At 72.9% G+C, this 18,677-nt stretch carries 6 protein-coding genes; 2 read left to right on the forward strand and 4 right to left on the reverse strand.

From position 1 onward, the window contains the following. Window positions 1–142: 142 nt before the first annotated feature. The 4 genes from ACZ5UM_RS16180 to ACZ5UM_RS16195 are packed head-to-tail and all read right to left on the reverse strand — an operon-like array spanning window position 143 to window position 12,718. Window positions 143–4,369, reverse strand: a complete 4,227-nt coding sequence (locus ACZ5UM_RS16180; protein WP_464845356.1) for a UvrD-helicase domain-containing protein — start codon at window positions 4,367–4,369, stop codon at window positions 143–145. Further along, entirely contained in the window at window positions 4,362–7,865 is a 3,504-nt protein-coding gene (addB, locus tag ACZ5UM_RS16185; protein ID WP_464845358.1) for a helicase-exonuclease AddAB subunit AddB, read from the reverse strand. The genes ACZ5UM_RS16180 and addB overlap by 8 nt, the downstream gene beginning before the upstream one ends. A gap of 15 nt (window positions 7,866–7,880) precedes the next feature. Then, complete coding sequence (locus ACZ5UM_RS16190) at window positions 7,881–11,486, reverse strand: AAA family ATPase (protein ID WP_464845360.1); 3,606 nt, start codon at window positions 11,484–11,486, stop codon at window positions 7,881–7,883. Beyond that, window positions 11,483–12,718: a metallophosphoesterase family protein gene (locus tag ACZ5UM_RS16195; RefSeq protein WP_464845364.1), complete on the reverse strand. Its 1,236-nt coding sequence runs from the start codon at window positions 12,716–12,718 to the stop codon at window positions 11,483–11,485. The genes ACZ5UM_RS16190 and ACZ5UM_RS16195 overlap by 4 nt, the downstream gene beginning before the upstream one ends. A gap of 410 nt (window positions 12,719–13,128) precedes the next feature. Between ACZ5UM_RS16195 and ACZ5UM_RS16200 the strand changes: the two genes are divergently transcribed. Both ACZ5UM_RS16200 and ACZ5UM_RS16205 read left to right on the forward strand, forming a co-directional pair. Further along, a complete protein-coding gene (locus ACZ5UM_RS16200) occupies window positions 13,129–14,067 on the forward strand; it encodes a hypothetical protein (protein WP_464845367.1) in 939 nt (312 codons plus the stop codon). 323 nt (window positions 14,068–14,390) lie between these two features. Beyond that, window positions 14,391–17,828, forward strand: a complete 3,438-nt coding sequence (locus tag ACZ5UM_RS16205) for a pyruvate carboxylase (RefSeq protein WP_464845369.1) — start codon at window positions 14,391–14,393, stop codon at window positions 17,826–17,828. Window positions 17,829–18,677: the final 849 nt, after the last annotated feature.

The raw sequence follows: 18,677 nt of genomic DNA on the forward strand, positions 1-18,677 counted from the left end.
CACTTAGAGTTAAACGCCCGCAGGGATCCTCCTGTCTCAGACCTGCCTTACAGTTCCGGCGCCCGGGCGCCTGCCGCCTATTCTTTCCCGGAGGCGGACAGGCTAGCCCGCGGCAGTTCCGGGGCCGCCCGGACAGAAGTCCTCACACGGAGACCGACCGGCGGCTGGCCAGGAAGTGGAGGTACGCCTCCTTCACCGGCCGGCCGAGGATCTCCTCCACCGCCCGCCGGTAGAGCCGGATCTGAGTCCCGTAGCGGAGCGCCGCCTGCTCGGGCTCCCGCCGGTCGGTCTTGTAGTCCACCAGAACGAAACCGTCGTCCTCCTCCAGCAGCAGGTCGATCATGCCCTGGACGATGACCACGTCGCCGGCGGCGACCTCCGGCGGCAGGTCGCTGTACACCTCCCCGGCGGGCACGGCCAGCGTGAACGCCACCTCCCGGCGGACCCGGTCCCGGGCCTCCAGGATGCGCCTGCCCAGGGGCGAGCCGAAGAAGTCGGCGATGGCCTCGACGTCCACCACCGCCGCCTGCTGCGGGGTGAGCAGCTCCCGCGCCACCATGTCGGCCAGCTGCTGCCCCACCCCCGTCGGATCCAGCGGGCGGGTGAGGTCGAGGTGCTGCAGGACCACGTGCATCACGGTGCCCCGCTCGGTGGGCGAGAGCGTCCTGCGCTCCTGCAGGAACCGGGGACGGCCGGCGAATGCGCTGGACGCCGCCTCCGCAGCCGCTGCCCGGGCGCCCCGGGGCTCCGCGCTTGCGGCGGTCTGCGCCGCCTCGGCGGGGGCGTGCGGCGACCCGGCCGGCGACGGCAGAGCCGTCTCCGGCGGCACCACCTGCTCCGCCGGCGATTCGGCGTCGGGATCGAAGTAGCCCTTCAGCTCGGTGACCGACAGCTTGCCAAACCGGCGAACCACCGGCTCGAAGGGATAGCGCCAGCCGAACCGGGCACGCAGCAGGTCGCCCAGGGGTTCGTCAAGCGGCCGGTCCAGCGGCTGGGCGGCGCCTACGCGCGCCCAGTCCAGGGCGGGCGGCGCCTCGTCCCCGGCCGTCTCCGCCAGCAGCCGCTGCAGCGACGCCTGGTCCCAGCGGGTCACCGCCCAGCGGGAGGGATCGCCGGCCACGGACGGATTCAGGCCGCTTTCCCCCGCCCGGGCGGCGTCGGCGGCGAGCTCCCGGAGCGGCTCCCCGTCCCGGTGGCGGAGAACCGCCGGGCCGATCCAGTCGAGGTAGTTCTCGGCTGAAAGCAGCAGCGACTCGGGCAGCGCCCACCCGGGCGCGCCGGCCCCCCGGGACCAGCGCGCGCACCGGGCCCGCAGCTTGTCCACGCTGCCGACCAGCACCAGCCGCTCCCGCGCCCGGGTCAGGGCCACGTAGAGCACGCGCAGCTCCTCCGCCAGGTTGGCGAGACGGGTGGTCTCCCGCACCGCGTGGTAGGCGACAGTCGGGTACTTCACCCGGGTCTCGGGGTCCACCAGCTGCGGTCCGAAGCCCAGGCGCCGATCCAGCAGCAGGTCGCCCTTCAGGTCCTGGTCGGAGAACTTGCTGCCCAGCCCGGCGACGAACACCACCGGGAACTCCAGGCCCTTGCTCTTGTGGATCGACATGATCCGGACCACGTCCTCGCCCTCGCCAAGGGCCGGCGCGGTGCCCATGTCGGATTTCTCGGCCTGCAGCCGCTCGATGAAGCGGAGGAAGCGGAACAGCCCCTGGCGGGCGAACTGGTCAAACTCCCGCGCCCGCTCGTACAGGGCGAGGAGGTTGGCCTCCCGCTGGGCCCCGCCGGGCATGCCGCTCACGTAATGGAGGTAGCGGGTCTCCTGGAGGATCTGCCAGACCACCTGGCTCAGGGGCCGGCGGCGCGCCAGGGTGCGCCAGCGGTCCAGCGACTCGAGGAAGTTGGCCAGCACGGCCTGCAGCCCCGCCGTCCCGGTGTGCAGTGCCCCGTCGCCCTGCCCCGCGGTGCGCAGTGCCCCGTCGCCCTGCCCCACGGTGCGCAGTGCCCCGGCGCCCGACACGGCCCCAGGAGCGGCCGCGGCCTCCCCGGCGGGCAGCACCTCCGCGGCGGCCGCGGCCTCGGGCGCGCGCGCTGCTCCCGGCGCCTGTGCGGCCGCCACCAGGGCGTCGTAGAACGATCCCCGGGGCGCGGCCAGCCGGATGCGCGCGAGGTCGGCCGCCGAAAGGCCGACGATGGGCGAGTGCAGCACCGCGGCCAGGGGGATGTCCTGCCGGGGATTATCCAGGATCTGCAGCAGGCTGAGGAAGACCTGCACCTCGGTCGCCTGGAAGTAGCCGGTGGCCATCTGCCCGTAGGCGGGGATGCCGGCCTGGCTCAGGACCTCGACCACCGTGTTGACCCGGCCGGTGGTGGCCCGCATCAGGATGACGATGTCGCGGTAGCGCAGGGGCCGGTAGGCCTTCAGCCCGCGGTCCCACACCTGCACCGGCGGCTGGCCGGCCGTGCCGTCGACCATGGCCCGGATGCGGGCAGCGATCAGCCGGGCCTCCCGCTCGGTCGCCGTCAGGTCCGCCAGTTCGGCCGCGGCCTGCGCGGCCGGATCGTCGGCGTCATCGTCGTCGTCGGCCGCGCCGTCCGCCAGGTCCGCCCCAGCGCCTGGCCCCGGGCCTGCGGCCAGGTCCGCCTCCGCGGCCAGGGCTTCGCCGCCGTCGCCCGCCCGGGCGCCGGCCTCCTCGCCGGCCATCGCCTCGGTATCGATGAGGTGCAGCTCCACGGGGGGTTCCAGAGCGGTCTCGGCCTCCGCCAGCTCCCCGGCGTTTCCGTGGGGGACCCCGCCCGGCAGCGGCGGGTAGCCCGCCCGGTAGACCAGCTCGGCCTCCCGGTCGTACGCCAGCTCGCCCGCCTGTGGGGTCATGATCTGCCGGAAGATGAAGTTGACGGCGTTCACCACGCCATCCCGGCTGCGGAAGTTGGCGCCCAGCACGATGCGGGCGCCGGCCGCGCCGGGGTCGGGCGCACCGGCCCAGGGCCGGTATGCCGCGTACTTCTCCATGAACAGGCCGGGGTCGGCGTGGCGGAACCGGTAGATGGACTGCTTGACGTCGCCCACCATGAACCGGTTGGGCGGCCCCTCCTGCCCGTCGCGGGCCACCAGGGTGAGGATGGCGTCCTGGACGCCGTTGATGTCCTGGTACTCGTCCACCAGAATCTCCCGGTACCGCGCGCGCAGGTCCCGGGCGACGTCCGAGGGGATCAGCCGGCCGGGGACGGAGGCCGGATCCCGGAGCAGCTGCAGGGCGAACCGCTCCAGGTCGTTGAAGTCCACGGCGGACTGGGCGGCCTTCGCCGCCCGGAACGCCTCGCCGAACTCCCGCACCACGTCCCCCAGCGTGCGCAGGTGGGGGGCGACGGCCCGCAGGTCCTCCAGCCACGCCCCGGCCGTCCGGCAGAACCAGCGCTCCCGGACCGTGCGCACCGCCTTCTTGGCCCGTTCCCGCAGCTTGCCGACCGCCTCCTTCAGCGCCTCGTGTGCCTCGCCCTTCCGGGTCCCGGGCAGCCGCCGGAAGTCGATGGCCCCCACCGCCGCCGCCAGCTCGTCGTAGGACGCGGTGTCCGCGGCAGCCGCGGCGGCGCGGATCGCCGCCTCCTCCGCGGCCAGCACGTCGAGGTACGCCGCCGGACCTCCCGGGCGGCCGGCAAGCGCGCGCGCCGAAGCCAGCGCGTCGGCCGCCAGTTCCAGCTCCAGCCGGATCCGGCGGCTGAGCGGCGGCCACCAGGGCAGGTCCTCCAGGGCCGCATCCGCCGGCACGTCGAACCGGGCCAGGCTGTCCTCCAGCCACGCCTCGGGCCAGGGCAGCGCCTGCATGTGGTCGTAGATGGCCAGGACCAGCTTCCGCAGCTTCTCGTCATCCCGGCCGCCGCCGTAGCGGTCCACCAGCGCGTGGAACGGTCCGTCCTCCGCCTCATCGAAGCGCCGGGCAAACAGCTCGTCCAGCACCTCGTGGCGCAGGAGCAGGGCCTCGTGCTCGCCCATCACGCTCACGGCCGGGTCGAGGCCGAGCCGGTAGAAGTACTGGCGGATGAGGCTCAGGCAGAAGCTGTGGAGGGTGCTGATCGCCGCCCGCCCCAGCAGCGCCAGCTGCCGCTGGAGCCGCGGGTTCTCGGGGTCCTGCGCGAGGGCGGCCTGCAGCGCGCGGCCGATGCGGTCCCGCATCTCCGCGGCCGCCGCCTCCGTGAAGGTGACCACCAGCAGTTCGTCCACATCCAGCGGGTCCCGCGGATCCGTCAGCCGCCGGATGATCCGCTCCACCAGGACCGCCGTCTTGCCGGAGCCGGCCGCCGCCGCCACCAGCACGTCGGTGCCGCGGGCCCCGATCGCCTGCTCCTGTTCCGGCGTCCAGCGCACCTCAGACATCGCCCTCACCTCCCGCCACCGCCACCCGCTGCCAGACAGCAGGGGCGTCCAGCTTCTCCAGCCGCCGGTAGCCCTGCGCCCCGGCCAGCGGGTCGAACTGGCAGACCGGCTTGAACGGGCAGTACTGGCAGGCGGTGTCCTTCCCGAGCCGGAAGGGCGCGACACCCGCCTCGCCCTGCAGGACCTGCTCCCCGCAGGCCCGCACCACCTGCCGCAGGTGGCCGAAGAGCTGCCGGAACTGGTCCGGGCTGGCCACCGGCGAGCCCTTGTACACGCCGCCGTCCTTCTTGAGCTTCGCCTGGACGAGCCCCAGCCCGGCGCCGTCCATCGCGCGGATGACGTCGGGGCTGTCGCTGACCAGCCCCCGGGCCTGGTACCGCTTTCGCCGCTTCCGGCGGAGCTCCTCGGCCGGGGGCGGCGCATCGACCGGCTCCAGCGGATCGTAGACCGGGAAGTAGAGCGCCCCGGCGGGCACGCGCGTGCCCGGCAGCAGGGGCTCGCCGCCCTCCACCACCGCCAGGAGGTAGAGCAGGAGCTGCAGCGCCAGGCCGTGGTAGAACTCGCCGAGCCTGAGGTCCCGCGGGCTGGACTTGTAGTCGACGATCCGCACGTACCAGCGGCCGTCGGGCCCCTCCAGGGCGTCCACCCGGTCGATGCGGCCGCGCAGCAGCACCCTCCCCCCGCCCGGGAGGTCCACGGAGACCGGCGGCAGGCCGTCCGCCTCCTCGCCGAAGGGAACCTCCACGGCCACCGGGCGGAACTCGCCGTGGATCACGTGCTCACCCAGGTAGTCCAGCGAGGACCGGAGGGTCCTGCGGATGGCCCTCAGCAGGTAGCGGTGCTGCGGGCTGGAGAGGAGGATCTCGCTCTGGAGCCGGGGCGCCAGCCGGTCGATGATGCTGTCCATCCGCCGCAGCGCCTCCTCCGGGTCCAGGGCGTCCCACCGCAGCCCGTCCGCTTCCAGCTCCCGGACAAACAGGGAGAGCGCGGCGTGGTAGAACAGGCCGAACTCCGGCGCGCTCACCGCAAACGCCGCCCGTTCCTGCAGCCGCAGGGCATGGCCGGCGAAATGGCGGAACGGGCAGGCCAGGAAGGCCTCGAGCCGGCTGACGCTGGTCACCAGCCGGTCGCCGTAGATGAGCCGGGCCAGGTCCCGCCCCAGCGGCGCCCCGCGGCGGCGGAACCACTCCTCGTAGCCCACGGCGCCGAGGATGAAAGCGCTCTCCCCGTGCAGCACGGGGTCGCGGACGATCCACTGGTACAGGTCGAGCCAGTAGGGGTGGATGGCGTACCCGGACCGGGCCCGGCGCAGGGCCCTGGCCACCAGGGCGGCCAGCTGGCGCGGGGTGGCCACCAGCTGGACGGCGGCCTCGGCGTCCGGCGCCGCGGGCGCGGCGGGCTCGGGGCTGAGGTCGGGGAAGAGCCGGCGCAGCCGGCTGATCACCGGGGAAGGGGCCGTCGCCCGGCCGGACTCGTCCGCCAGGGGATAGCTGATCCAGAGGGAGTCGGACCCGCGGGTGAGCGCGACGTAGGTGAGGAACTGCTCCTGGAACAGCCGTTCCAGGCTGGTGGGGCCCACGTCCAGCCCCGCCTGCTTCAGCCGCTCCCGCTCCCGGTCGGTGAAGATGGCGTCCTCCGCCGGCTGGGGCGGGAAGTCCTTTTCGGTCGCGCCGAGAATCAGGGTGGCCCGCACGCCCGCGTGGCGGCTGCGCTCCACCGTGCCGACGATCACCTGGTCCAGGCCAGGCGGGATCAGGCCCAGCTTCAGGCCGTCCAGGCCGGCGCTCAGCACCTGCAGGTAGACCCTGGGGCTCAGCACCTGGTCGCCCAGCCCTTCCACGATCTGGTCCAGCAGGTCGAGCACCCGGGCCCAGACCTGCTCGTGCTCCCGGGCCGTCTCCAGATCGCCCTGCGCCTCGGCCTCGGCCTTCCACGCCTCCAGCCGGCGGGCGACCTTCAGGTCCTCCAGCAGCTGGAAGAGGTGCGCGGTGAGCTCCCGCACCGTCGGTCCCTGCTGGCCGCGGCGCTCGATGCGGCGCTGGAACGCGAGCAGCGGCGCCGTCGCCCGGCTCCGGATGCGGTGGATCTCCGCCAGCAGCGCCTGCTGAGCCGGCCCGGGCTCGGCGTCCTCCTCCTCCAGCGTGTACCGGCGCAGGTACTGCCAGGGCTCAGCCTGCTGCCAGGCGCGCCCGCGGATGCCGTGCTCGATCACGTAGTTCTCCAGGAGGTCGATCTCCGCGCGGGAGACGCCGGTGAGGTCGGTCTTCAGGTACCGGAACACGGGGCCGTAGGCCCAGTCCTGCACCACCACCTCCAGCGCGGCCCGGAGCAGCTCCACCAGCGGATGGTGCGCCACGGTGCGCCGCCGGTCGATGAACGCCGGGATGCCGTGCTCGGCGAACACCGTGGCCGCCAGGTCGCCGTAGCCGTCCAGGTTCCGGGCGATGACGGCGATCTCCCGGTAGCGGAGCCCTTCCTCCCGGACCAGCCGCAGGATCTCCCGGGCCGCCGCCGCCACCTCCTCCCGCCGGTTCTGCGCCTCCACCAGACGGATGCGCGCCGGGGCGCCCGGCATGGGCGGGGCGGACTGGCGGAACAGGTACCGCTCCACGTGCGCGAGCTCAGGGGCGCCCCGGAACCGGTGCCCTTCCGTCAGCAGGAGGGGCGGGTCCGCCGGCACGCCGCTCTCGGCCGCCAGCTGCATCAGCTGGTCGTAGGTGGTGAGCACCGGGTGGAACAGATCGGCCGGAGAGTGATGGCCGCCGGCCTTGTAGAGCTGCCCGGGCGCGATGCAGAGGCTGATGTGGACCTGCCGGGCCGAGCGCATGATCGCGCCCAGCACGGCCAGCTCCTGGGGCGTGAAGCCGTTGAAGCCGTCGACCCAGACCTCGGCCCCCTCCAGCAGCCGGCTCTCTTCCAGCCGCGCCGCCAGGACGGTCAGGTACTCGTCGGGGTCTGTGAACCTGCCCTGCACGTAACGCTGCAGCTCGCCCATCACCAGGGCCAGGTCGTGCAGCTTCGCCCCCAGGCTGGTCTCGCCCAGCCCCTCCGCCTCCAGCTGGTCCAGCTGCCGCCGGAGGCTCTCCGGCCCCTGCCGGTAGCTGCGCAGCTCCCGGATGGAGCCGGCCACCCGCTCGATGAAGCCGGGCTTGTCCGCCACCTGGTGGAAAAGGCGCAGGTCCTCCCGCCTCTTCTCCAGGAGCGCGCGCAGCACCATCTGCTTGCCCAGGTCGCTGAGCGGCGGCAGGGCAAAGCCGCCGGCCTTCAGGGAGACCCGCCAGGCCAGCCGCTGGAAGGAGAGCACCTGCGCCCGCATGATGCCCTTCAGCCGCCCGCTGCCCAGCAGGGCCTGCTCCACCTGGAAGGTGGCCTGTTCGGGTACCAGCAGGATCAGCGGCGGGCCGGAGGGCGCCGCCAGCGCCTCCCGGGTGAGCTCGTCGAGGCACCGCTGGCTCTTGCCCGAGCCGGCGCTGCCGATGATGAAGCGCACGCCCATGTGTCGAACCTCCTTTTACGCCCGCTCGACCCGCAGGCGGCTGCCCCGGCCGCCCGGCTCTGCGGGCTCCACGATCACCCGCCGCTGCAGCCGTGCCCGCAGCTCGGCCACGTGGCTGATCACCCCGACGTGGAAGTTGTCGTACTGCAGCCGCTCCAGGGCGGTGATCACGACGTCGAGCAGTTCGGGGTCCAGGGTGCCGAACCCCTCGTCCAGGAAGAAGAACTCGAGCGAGTAGCGGCCCCGGAGCTGGATCTGCGCCGAGAGCGCCAGGGCCAGCGAAAGCGAGGCCAGGAACGTCTCGCCGCCGGAGAGGCTGGTCACCGCTCGCCGCGCGCCGCCGTTGGCGTCGTCGCGCACGAGGAATCCGCCGTCCCGGTCGAGCTCGAGCGCGTACCGCTGGCGGGTCAGCTGCCCCAGCTGGCGCGAGGCGTCCGCCGCCACCCGCTTCATCTGCTCCTGGGCCAGGAAATCGACGAACCCGTTGCCCCGCAGGACCCGCTGCAGCTCCTCCAGGTTGGCGACCTGCTCCGCCAGTGCGGTCCGGCGCTCCTCCAGTTCCTCCCAGCGCTTCTGCCGGGCGGCCAGGTCCTCGAGCACCTGCGCGGCCCGCGCCCGCTCCTCCCGGCGGGCCTCGGCATCGGCCCGGGCCTGCTCCAGCCGGGCGCCCCAGGCCTGCCACTCCGCGTCCGTGAGCGTGCGGCCGCCGAGCTGCTGCACCAGTTCGGCCCGCCGGCTCTGCAGCCCCGCGCCCTCCTGCTCGTAGGCGCTGATCGCCGATTCGAGCCAGGATTGCCGCTCGGCGCTGCGCAGCGCCTCCCGGGCCTCCTGCCCGTCGGCGAAGCCGGCGGCATCCAGGGCCGAGGCCAGCAGGGCGGCGGTCTCCCCGTCCCGCTGCGCCGCCAGCTCCGCCTCCCGCTGCGCGGCGGCCCGGGCGGCCTCGGCCTGGCTCCGCGTCCGCTCGGCCTGCTCGCGTGCGGCGGCGGCCGCCGCCTCGTTCGCCTCCAGCTCCCGCAGCCGCGCCTCCACCCGGGCCAGCTCCGCCGCCGCGGGCGCACCGCCCGAAAGCCGCTGCCACTCGCCCTCCAGCCCGGTCAGGGTCTGCCGGGCCGCGGCCAGTTCCAGCTTGCGCTGGTGGAGCCGCTCCGTGTACTGCTGTTGGGTCCGGCGCAGCTGCTCCAGCTGGCGCTCCTGCGACTGCAGCTCCTGCTCAAGCTGCGCGAGCGACTGCCGGAGCGCCTCCGCCCGCCTGTCGGCCGCGTCGATCTTCCGCTTGGCGGCCTCGACGGCGTCCGGCTCCATGTCCCCCCGGGCGGCGTCGAACTCGGCCTGGCGTTCCGCCACGGCCTGCTCCAGCGCGCGGAGCTCCGCTTCCGCCTCGGCGGCCGCGCGTGCGGCGGCCTCCGCCCGCGCCTCAAGGCCGGACACCTCCGCGGCGGCCCTGGCCAGCGCGTCCGCCTGCTCCTGGCGCTGCTTCTGAAGCCGGCTGAGCTCAGCCTGCCAGGCGTCGAACCGCTCCCGCCGCTCCCGCAGCTCGGCGGCCTCTCGCTGCAGGGCCACCGACAGCGCGTCCGGCCCCAGCTCCCGCCACACCTCCGGCAGCTGGTTCCGCACGCCGGCCACCTGCCGCTCTGCGGCTTCCAGGGCCGCACGGGCCTCTTCCGCACGGCGGGCGGCCGCAGCCGCAAGCTCCGCCCGGCTCCGCCGCTCCTGCGCGGCTCGCTCCAGCGCCAGCTCTGCCTCCCGCAGCGCCTGCTCCCGCTGCTCCTGCTCCGCCTCGGCGGCCGCCAGGTCCGCGGCCGCCGAGGGGCTCGCGGGGTGGGGATGCTCCCGGGAGCCGCACACCGGACAGGGGTCCCCGGGCCGCAGGCCGGTCACCAGCGCCGCTGCGTGGGCGCGCCGCCGGGCCTCGGCCACGGCCGCCCGTGCCGCATCCCGGGCCTCCCTGGCCGCCTCGGCCGCCGCACGGAGGCTCGCCTCAGCCTCCTCGGCCCCGGCGGCGTCCCGCTGCGCCCGGGCCGCCTCCTCCGCGCGCGCCCCGTGCTCGGCCCGGCGCAGGGCGGCCTGCTGCAGGAGCACCTCCAACGTCCGAATCTGCTCGCCGACCCTGCCCAGCCAGGTCTCCGCCGCCCGCAGGTCGGCGTCCGCAGCGGGCGGCTCCGCCTCCAGGCGCGCGACCTCCCGTTCCAGGTCAGCCAGCCGCCCCGCCGCCTCCTCCCGCAGGGCCCCGGCCTGCCGGGCAGCCCGACCGGCCGCCTCCCGCTCCGCCTGCCGCTGCTGCAGGCGCCGCCTGCCTTCCTCCACCAGGCGCCGGGCCTCCCGGAGCCGGTCGAGGCGGCGCAGCGCCTCGTTCACCCGGTCCCGCAGCTCCGCCGGCACCTCGACGGTGCGGAGCGCCTCCCGGAGTTCGTCCTGCCGGGCCAGAAGGGTCTTCCTGTGCTCCTCGCCCTCCGCCAGCTGGCCGGAGACCTCGGCGCAGAGCGCCTCCCCCTTCTGGACGCGCGCGCGCAGGTCCTCGACCTGCGCCCGGGCGGCCTCCAGCCCAGACTCCAGTTCCAGGGCCCGCTGCAGCTCCTGCTGTTTCCGGGTGAGGGCCGGAAACTCGGCCGTGCGGCTGCGGCGGGCCGCGTCGTAGACCCGCTCGGCCTCGGCCAGCGCCTCGACCGCGCCGGCGAGGGCCGCTTCCGCCGCGGCCAGCTGGTCTTCCGCCGCCCGGGCCCGCGCCACGGCCTGGTCCCGGGCCTCCAGATGGGGACGGACCGCCTCCGCCCGGCGGGCTGCGCCGAGCTCCCGGCGCCACGCCTCAGCCTCCTGCGCCCTCGCCCGCCACCCGGCGAGCCGGCCGTCCACCTCCCGGAGCTCGCGCTGCAGTTGCCAGACCCGCTCCCAGTCCCGGTAGCCCGCCTCCACGGACCTCAGCTCCCGCTCGGCGGCGGCCAGAGCGTCCTCCGCCGCCTCCAGCGCCCGCCGGGCCGCAGCCACGGTCTCGGCGGACGCATCGCCGAGCCCCGCCTGCTCGGCCTGGACGGCGACCAGCTGTCCCCGCACCGCCTCCAGACGCTGCTTCAGCCGCTGGTTGAGGCCACTGCCGTACGGCTCCAGCGCGAAGATGCGCTGGAGCATCTCCGTCCGCTGGCTGCCGGTGAGCTGCAGGAACTCGGCAAACTGGCCCTGGGGCAGCACCACGGCCCGGGTAAAGTCCTTCAACGTCAGCCCCAGGAGGCGCTCGACCCGGCGGGTCACCTCCTGTTCCTTGTCGGCCAGCACCTCGTCCGCCCCGGCGGTGAGCCGCACCAGCCGGGCGTGTTCGCTGCGGGCGGAGGGCCCCTCCTTCTCCCGCCGGTAGGCCCGTTCGACGCGGTACGTCTCGCCGCCCAGGCCGAACGTGAACTTCACGTACACCCGGTTCTCGCCCTGGTTCACGATGCCCATCGTGCCGCGCTCGGCCCGCCCCACCTTGCCGTACAGGGCGAGGGTGATCGCATCCAGAATCGTCGACTTCCCGGCGCCGGTCGGGCCGAAGATGCCGAACAGGCCGCCGTCCAGGATCTGCGTGAAGTCGAGCTCCTGCTTCTCGCGATAGCTCTGCAGTCCCGCAAATTCCAGCCGGACCGGCCTCATTCCGCCCCCTCCTCCTCGTCCCGATCGTTCACCAGCTCCAGGAAGAGCCGCACCAGCGGCTCGGGCGGGGCGCCGCCCCGCTCCTGCTGGTAGAACCGGATGAACTGCTCCCGGATGCTCAGCTCGACCGGCTCTGCGGACACCGCCACCTCGGCCGCGGTCCGGAGCACCGGGTGGATGTGGATGATGTCGGGCCGCAGCGTGCGCAGCCGGTGGATCTGCTCCAGCGTGAGCGGGTGTTCCAGGTGGACGGTGAGGTCGATGAACGCGGTGGGATCCTTGCCCTCGGCCACCCAGCGCTCGACCTCTTCCAGCCCCCCGGCCTCCCACTTCACCAGCGGCCGCCCGGCCGAAATCGGAATCTCCCGCAGCGAGGGCTGCGCGTCGCCCGGCCGCACCTCCAGGACGGTGACGCTCTTGCGGTAGCCGGTCTCGCTGAAGGAAAAGGCAAGCGGCGAGCCGGAGTAGCGCGTCACCGCCGCCGCGCCGTGGATCTGCTGGGGACGGTGCAGGTGGCCCAGCGCGACGTACTGCGCACCGGCAGGGACGGCGTCTGCGGGGACCACGTACGCCCCGCCCATATGGATGGGACGCTCGACGTCGGAGGTCTCGACGCCTCCGGCCATGTAGATGTGGCTCGTGATCAGCCGCACGGCGTCGGGCCGGAACCGGCCGGCTGCGGCCGCCAGCCAGCGCTTCACCTGGTCGGCGTAAAGCGGCTGCAGCTCCTCCTCGCCCAGCGTGTCGGCCAGGAGCTGCTTCAGCCTGGCTTCGGAGGGATAGGCCAGCGCCAACACCACCGCCGGGTGGTCCACCCCCGGCACGGTGAGCTCGGCCCAGCCGGGACCCGCCGCCACCCGCTGCACCCGGTCCGGCCCGGGGGTGTAGACGCCCGGGTCATCGTAGGGGTAGCCGAAGAGCGTGGCGCCGTGCCGCTGGGCCAGCGCCTGGACGGCGGTGAGCCGGTCCGGCGAGTCGTGGTTGCCGGCGATGACCACCACGGCCCGCCGCCCGTTCTCGCCCAGCCGGGCCAGGGCGTCGCAGTAAAGCTCCTCGGCCGCCGCCGGGGGGTTGGCGGAATCGAACACATCGCCGGCGATCAGCACCAGGTCGATCTGCTCCTCGCGCACCAGGGCGCAGAGCTCGTCCACGAACGCCTCGTGCTCTTCCTGCCGGCTCCGGCCTTCCAGGGTGCGGCCGAGGTGCCAGTCGGCGGTATGGAGGATGCGCACGCGTTCTCCTCCTCATCTTCTGGTGGGATTGGCAAAGAGCTTCTAGACGGAACGGGTGTTCTCCTTCATCCTTGGGGGCGATTTGAAATGGAAACCGGCCGGCGGGCGCCGGCCGTGGCGGCTGGACGTCAGTCCGGTCGAGGCGGTCACTCCCCCACCGCGATGCCGCGCTGCTCAGCCACCGCGACCAGACGGTGCAACCGTTCTGGCGCGCACGTCGTCCAGCGCCCGGTGATGCCTGGCCGCGGCGATCTGCCAGTGGTCCGGCAGCGCCTCCGGCCGGTGGCTGGGCAGCCTCCTCCGGGTTCCGCGGTTGCGTCCCCGTTGACTTCCCTGGATGTGGCGGCGATTCCTGCCGGAAACGGGCAGGCGAGGAACCACCGTCTATCTCACAGAGAGGAGGATGGACCATGCGCAAGGCGCTTGCCACCGGGCTGCTGGGTCTGATCGTGCTGGCCGGCTGCGGGGGCGTCGCCGGCCAGGGCCCGTCACCTGAGCCGGCTGCTGGGCCGCCCGCGGCCGCCGAACGGGCCGCCGGGGGGTCCACCCCGACGGCGGCAAACGGGGAGTCCGCCCCGACGGCGGCCAACGAACGCGCCGACTCCGCCCGGCGGTCCGAGGCGGATGCGCCGCAGACCGCCGGGGAGAGCGCCACCGGCGAACCGTTGGGCACCGCGGCATCCGAACCCCGCGAAGCCAGCGCCGACCAGTCGCTCACGACCGGCGGCCGCCCCGCTCCCGCACAGGAGGTCCCGGCGGTGCCGCCCAGACCGGTGGATCCGCCCGGGGAACCGCCGGCGCAGCCGGATCCGCCCGGGGAACCGCTGCCGCAGCCGGATCCGTCCGGGGAGCGGCTGCCGCAGCCGGAGCTGCCTGGGAAGCGACTGCCGGAGCCGCCCGGCGTGCGGACGCCCGTACCCGGACCGGCCGGTCCGACGGCACCCCCGTCCGGCGAACGGACCGGCGATCCGCTGCCCGAAGAGCTTCGGGGCCTTGCCGAGGATGATGTCCTCCGCCTCGCGGTCGTCGCCGTGAGGGAGGAATCCGGGCTGTACAGGGCCACAGCGACCCTCACCAACAAGAGCGGCTCCGGCGTCGACCTGCTCTTTGACTGCGGTTCGCTGCTGCACCTGCGGTATCCCGGCCGCGTCCTGAGGCCTGATCCGGCGCGGATCTGCCCGGCGGTGTACTCCCGGCTGTTCGAGGCGGGGGCAACGGAACAGCTCACGATCGTGTTCGATCCCGAGAAGCAAGGCGTCCCGCAGATCGCCGTGGTCTACGAGACGAGGTTCGACGGGTCCGCCCGCGTGGAACTGCGGACCACCCTGGAGCCACCAGCCGAGGACTGAGGAGCGCCCCAGGGGGGACGCTCCTCCCGTTCCGGGCCGGAACTCCCGACGACCCTTGCGTACTCACGGTCGCCGGGCTCCGTCCCGGAACCCGGCCGGGCACACGACCTCACCGGGTCTCCGTGACACCCGCTGAACGCCCCGGAGCACGGCGGGCAGACAGCCACAGAAGACCGGAAGCGGCGTTGCTTCCGGTCTTTCTTCCTCTCCATATCCTTAACCGACCCAACATTCCGTCAATGCGATTTCCTCCGATAGTCGGAAGGAATCCCTCAAAGCAGGGCGAATAGCGTCATTTTAATACGTTAAAGGGGTGAGGGAAATTGCCAGCCTTTCGCCGCATACTGGTCGCAAACCGGGGCGAGATCGCCGTCCGCATCTTCCGCGCCTGCACGGAGCTGGGCAAACAGACCGTGGCGATCTACTCGGAGCAGGACAGCCTCTCACTCCACCGGTACAAGGCCGATGAGGCCTACCTGATCGGCGAAGGCAGGGGGCCTGTCGAGGCGTACCTCGACATGGAGGGGATCATCAGGCTGGCACGGGAACACGAGGTCGACGCCATCCACCCCGGGTACGGCTTCCTGGCGGAGAACGCCGCCTTCGCCCGGCGCTGCCGGGAGGAGGGCATCGCCTTCATCGGTCCGGATCCCGAGCACCTGGAGATGTTCGGCGACAAGGTCGCCGCGCGGCAGATCGCGCAGGAGGCGGGGCTGCCCCTCCCACGCGGCACGGAAAAGCCGGTGTCCTCGCTGAAGGAGGCCATGGCGTTCGTCCGGGAGGTGGGATACCCGGTCATCGTCAAGGCCGTGCAGGGCGGGGGCGGCCGCGGCATGCGGGTGGTCCGCTCCGACGCCGAACTCAGGGACGCCCTGGAGCGGGCCCGGTCCGAGGCGCAGGCGGCCTTCGGCTCGGGTGACATCTACCTGGAGGAGTTCGTCGAGCGGCCCCGGCACATCGAGGTCCAGGTGATCGCCGACCGGTACGGCAACGTGGTGCACCTGTACGAGCGGGACTGCTCGATCCAGCGCCGGCACCAGAAGGTGGTGGAGATCGCCCCGTCGCTGGCCCTGACGGAGCCCCAGCGGCAGGAGATCTGCAGCGCCGCCGTGCGCCTGATGGCCCGGGTGGGCTACGTGGGGGCCGGCACCGTCGAGTTCCTGGTGGCGCCCGACGGCCGCTACTACTTCATGGAGGTCAACCCGCGCATTCAGGTGGAGCACACCGTCACCGAGGAGATCACGGGCCTGGACATCGTGCAGGCCCAGATCCGCATCGCCGAGGGCGCCCGGCTGGACGAGGCCCTGGGGGTGGCCTCCCAGGCGCAGATCCACCGGCACGGCTACGCCATCCAGTGCCGGGTCACGGCGGAGGACCCCGCCAACGACTTCCTCCCCGACACCGGCCGCATCCTGGTCTACCGCTCCCCCGGGGGCCCCGGCGTCCGGCTGGACGGCGACAACGGCTTCGTCGGCGCCGAGATCACGCCGCACTACGACTCGCTGCTGGTGAAGGCCACCACCTGGGGGCTGACCTTCGAGGCGGCAGCCGCCAAGATGAGCCGGGTGCTCCAGGAGTTCCGCATCCGCGGGGTCAAGACCAACATCCCCTTCCTGCTGAACGTCGTCCGGCACCCCCGCTTCCTCGCCGGCGACATCGACACCCATTTCGTGAGCGATACGCCGGAGCTTTTCCAGTTCCCGCCCCGGCGCGACCGGGGCACCAAGCTGCTCCGCTATATTGGAAACGTCGTGGTCAACGGCGGGCCGGGGGTTCCCCCCGGGGCCAGGCCGCCGGCCCGGACCCAGGTCCCGGTGCCGAAGGCAGAGGGGCCGGTGCCGCCCGGCGTCCGGCAGATACTGCTGGAGCGCGGCAGCGAAGGGCTGGTGGAGTGGATCCGGTCCCAGAAGCGGCTCCTGGTGACCGACACGACCCTGCGCGACGCGCACCAGTCGCTGCTGGCCACGCGGGTGCGGACCCGGGACATGCTGGCCATCGCCCCGGCCACCGCCCGGCTGGGCGCGGGGCTCTTCTCCCTGGAGATGTGGGGCGGCGCGACCTTCGACTCGGCCCTGCGTTTCCTGAAGGAGGACCCCTGGGAGCGGCTGGACCTGCTCCGCCGGGCCATCCCCAACATCCCCTTCCAGATGCTGCTGCGCGGCGCCAACGCCGTCGGCTACGCCAACTACCCCGACAACCTGGTCCACGCCTTCGTCCGGGAGGCCGCGGCGGCGGGCATCGACATCTTCCGCATCTTCGACGCGCTCAACTGGCTGCCCAACATGCGGCCCGCGATCGAGGCGGTGCGCAGCGCCGGCAAGGTGGCCGAGGTGGCCATCTGCTACACGGGGGACATCACGGACCCCGCCCGCACCAAGTACAACCTGCGGTACTACGTGGACCTGGCGAAGGAGCTGGAGAAGGCCGGGGCGCAGATCCTCGCGATCAAGGACATGTCGGGCCTCCTGAAGCCCCGGGCGGCCAAGATGCTGATCTCCGCTCTGAAGCAGGAGGTCGGCGTGCCCCTGCACCTGCACACCCACGACACCGCCGGCACGGGCCTGGCGACGCTGCTGGCCGCGGCCGAGGCCGGGGTGGACATCGCCGACGCCGCCATCTCCTCCCTCTCCGGCCTGACCTCCCAGCCGTCGCTGAACACCCTGGTGGCGGCCCTGCAGGGCAGCGAGCGGGACACGGGCCTGGATCTCCCCGCCCTGCAGCAGCTCGCGGACTACTGGCAGGAGGTCCGCCGCTGGTACGCCCCCTGGGAGTCGGGGCTCACCGCCACCTCCGCCGAGACGTACTTGCACGAGATGCCCGGCGGGCAGGTCTCCAACCTGCGGCAGCAGGCGGTCTCCCTGGGACTGGGCGGCCGCTGGCACGAGGTGGTCGAGGCCTACCGGACGGCCAACCTGGCCCTGGGCGACATCGTGAAGGTGACACCGTCCTCCAAGGCGGTGGGGGACCTCGCGCTCTTCATGGTGCAGAACGGCATCCGCACGGTAGAGGAGCTGATCGAGCGGGGCGAGAGTCTGGCCTTCCCCGAGTCGGTGGTCCAGATGCTGGCCGGGTACATGGGGCAGCCCCCCGGCGGCTGGCCGCCCGAGCTGCAGCGGGTCGTGCTGAAGGGCCGGGAGGCCATCACGGTGCGGCCCGGCGAGCTGCTGCCCCCGATCGACTTCGAGGCGAGGCAGCGGGAGCTCTCCGCGAAGCTGGAGCGGCCGGCCACCATGCGGGAGGTCATCTCAGAGATCCTCTTCCCCGGGCTGGTGGTCGACCTCGCCCGGCACCAGGAGGAGTTCGGCAACACGGCCGTGGTCGACACGCCCACGTTCTTCTACGGGCTGCGCCCCGGCGAGGAGACGCGGGTGGAGATCGAGAAGGGCAAGACGCTGATCATCAAGCTGATCGACGTGCGGGATCCGAAGCCCAACGGGATGCGGGAGGTCCTGTTCGAGCTGAACGGCTTCCCCCGGGAGATCGAGGTGGCCGACAACCGGGTGGTCGACGTCGGTGCGCGGCGCCCGAAGGCTGCGAAGGGCGACCCGTGCCAGCTCGGCGCCTCGATGCCCGGCAAGGTCATCAAGGTGCTGGTCGCCCCCGGCGACGAAGTGGCCAAGGGCGTGCAGCTGGTGGTCACCGAGGCGATGAAGATGGAGAACGTGCTCACCGCGCCGCGGGACTGCAAGATCAAGGATGTGCTGGTCAAGGAGGGCGACCGCGTCGAGGCCGGGGACTTGGTGGTGGTGCTCGAAGAGTGATCGGGCTTCACCTCTGCACGCGGGCGCAGATCAACCGGAGGGCGCGTCCGGCGGCCTCCGGCGCAAGTTTCGCGGCGTGGCTGACCCGGCTCTCCGTGGGCCAGCCCTCTGATGACCCGGTCGGCGCGGACGGGGTCCCGTGGGACCCGCCGGTTCTCCTGTGCGGGCGGCAGCGCCCGGCGCAGCCGCGCAGAAGTTCAAGTGTCGGATCAGGCGGTGTCTCAGGTTCTGCGCGTGGGCGAGGTCCAGGAACTCTCTCGCGCGCAAAACGTGAAGTGGCACTCGGGACTGAACCGCAGGTTCTGCGCGCCAACGACGCCCCCAGCCGCTTCAGCCGCGCAGAACCTGAAGTGATGGCCCGAGCCGAACTGCAGATTTTACGCGTGGGCAACGTACCGCATCCCGCTTGCGCGCAAAACCTGAACCGGTGGTCCAGGCCCAACTGCAGATTCTGCGCGCCGGCCAGGTTCCGGAGGCCCCATGCGCGCAGAACCTGAAGTGGCTCTCGGGATCGAACCGTAGGTTTTTCGCGTGCACGACGCCCCCACCCGCTTCACCCGCGCAGAACCTGTAGTGATAGCCCGAGCCGAACTCCAGATTCTGCGCGTGGCCGAGGCTCCGGAGCCCTCTTGCGCGCAAAACCTGAAGTGATAGCCCGAACCGAACTGCAGATTCTGCGCGTGGGCGAGGTTCCGGAGCTTTCTTGCGCGCAGAACCTGAAGTGGCGCTCGGGAACGAACCGCAGGTTTTGCGCGCTGACGGCCCCTCCGGCCGGTGCACGCAAGTCAGGTTCAAATAAGGCGAGACCAGAAGACCGGCGATCACCCCTGCGTGATCGCCGGCTTCTCC

This window comes from Symbiobacterium ostreiconchae (assembly GCF_055396975.1).

Bases quoted from the DNA above. Each gene is read 5' to 3' on its own strand.
- ACZ5UM_RS16180 (WP_464845356.1), bottom strand. From the start codon at position 4,369: ATGTCTGAGGTGCGCTGGACGCCGGAACAGGAGCAGGCGATCGGGGCC.
- addB (WP_464845358.1), bottom strand. From the start codon at position 7,865: ATGGGCGTGCGCTTCATCATCGGCAGCGCCGGCTCGGGCAAGAGCCAG.
- ACZ5UM_RS16190 (WP_464845360.1), bottom strand. From the start codon at position 11,486: ATGAGGCCGGTCCGGCTGGAATTTGCGGGACTGCAGAGCTATCGCGAG.
- ACZ5UM_RS16200 (WP_464845367.1), top strand. From the start codon at position 13,129: ATGCGCAAGGCGCTTGCCACCGGGCTGCTGGGTCTGATCGTGCTGGCC.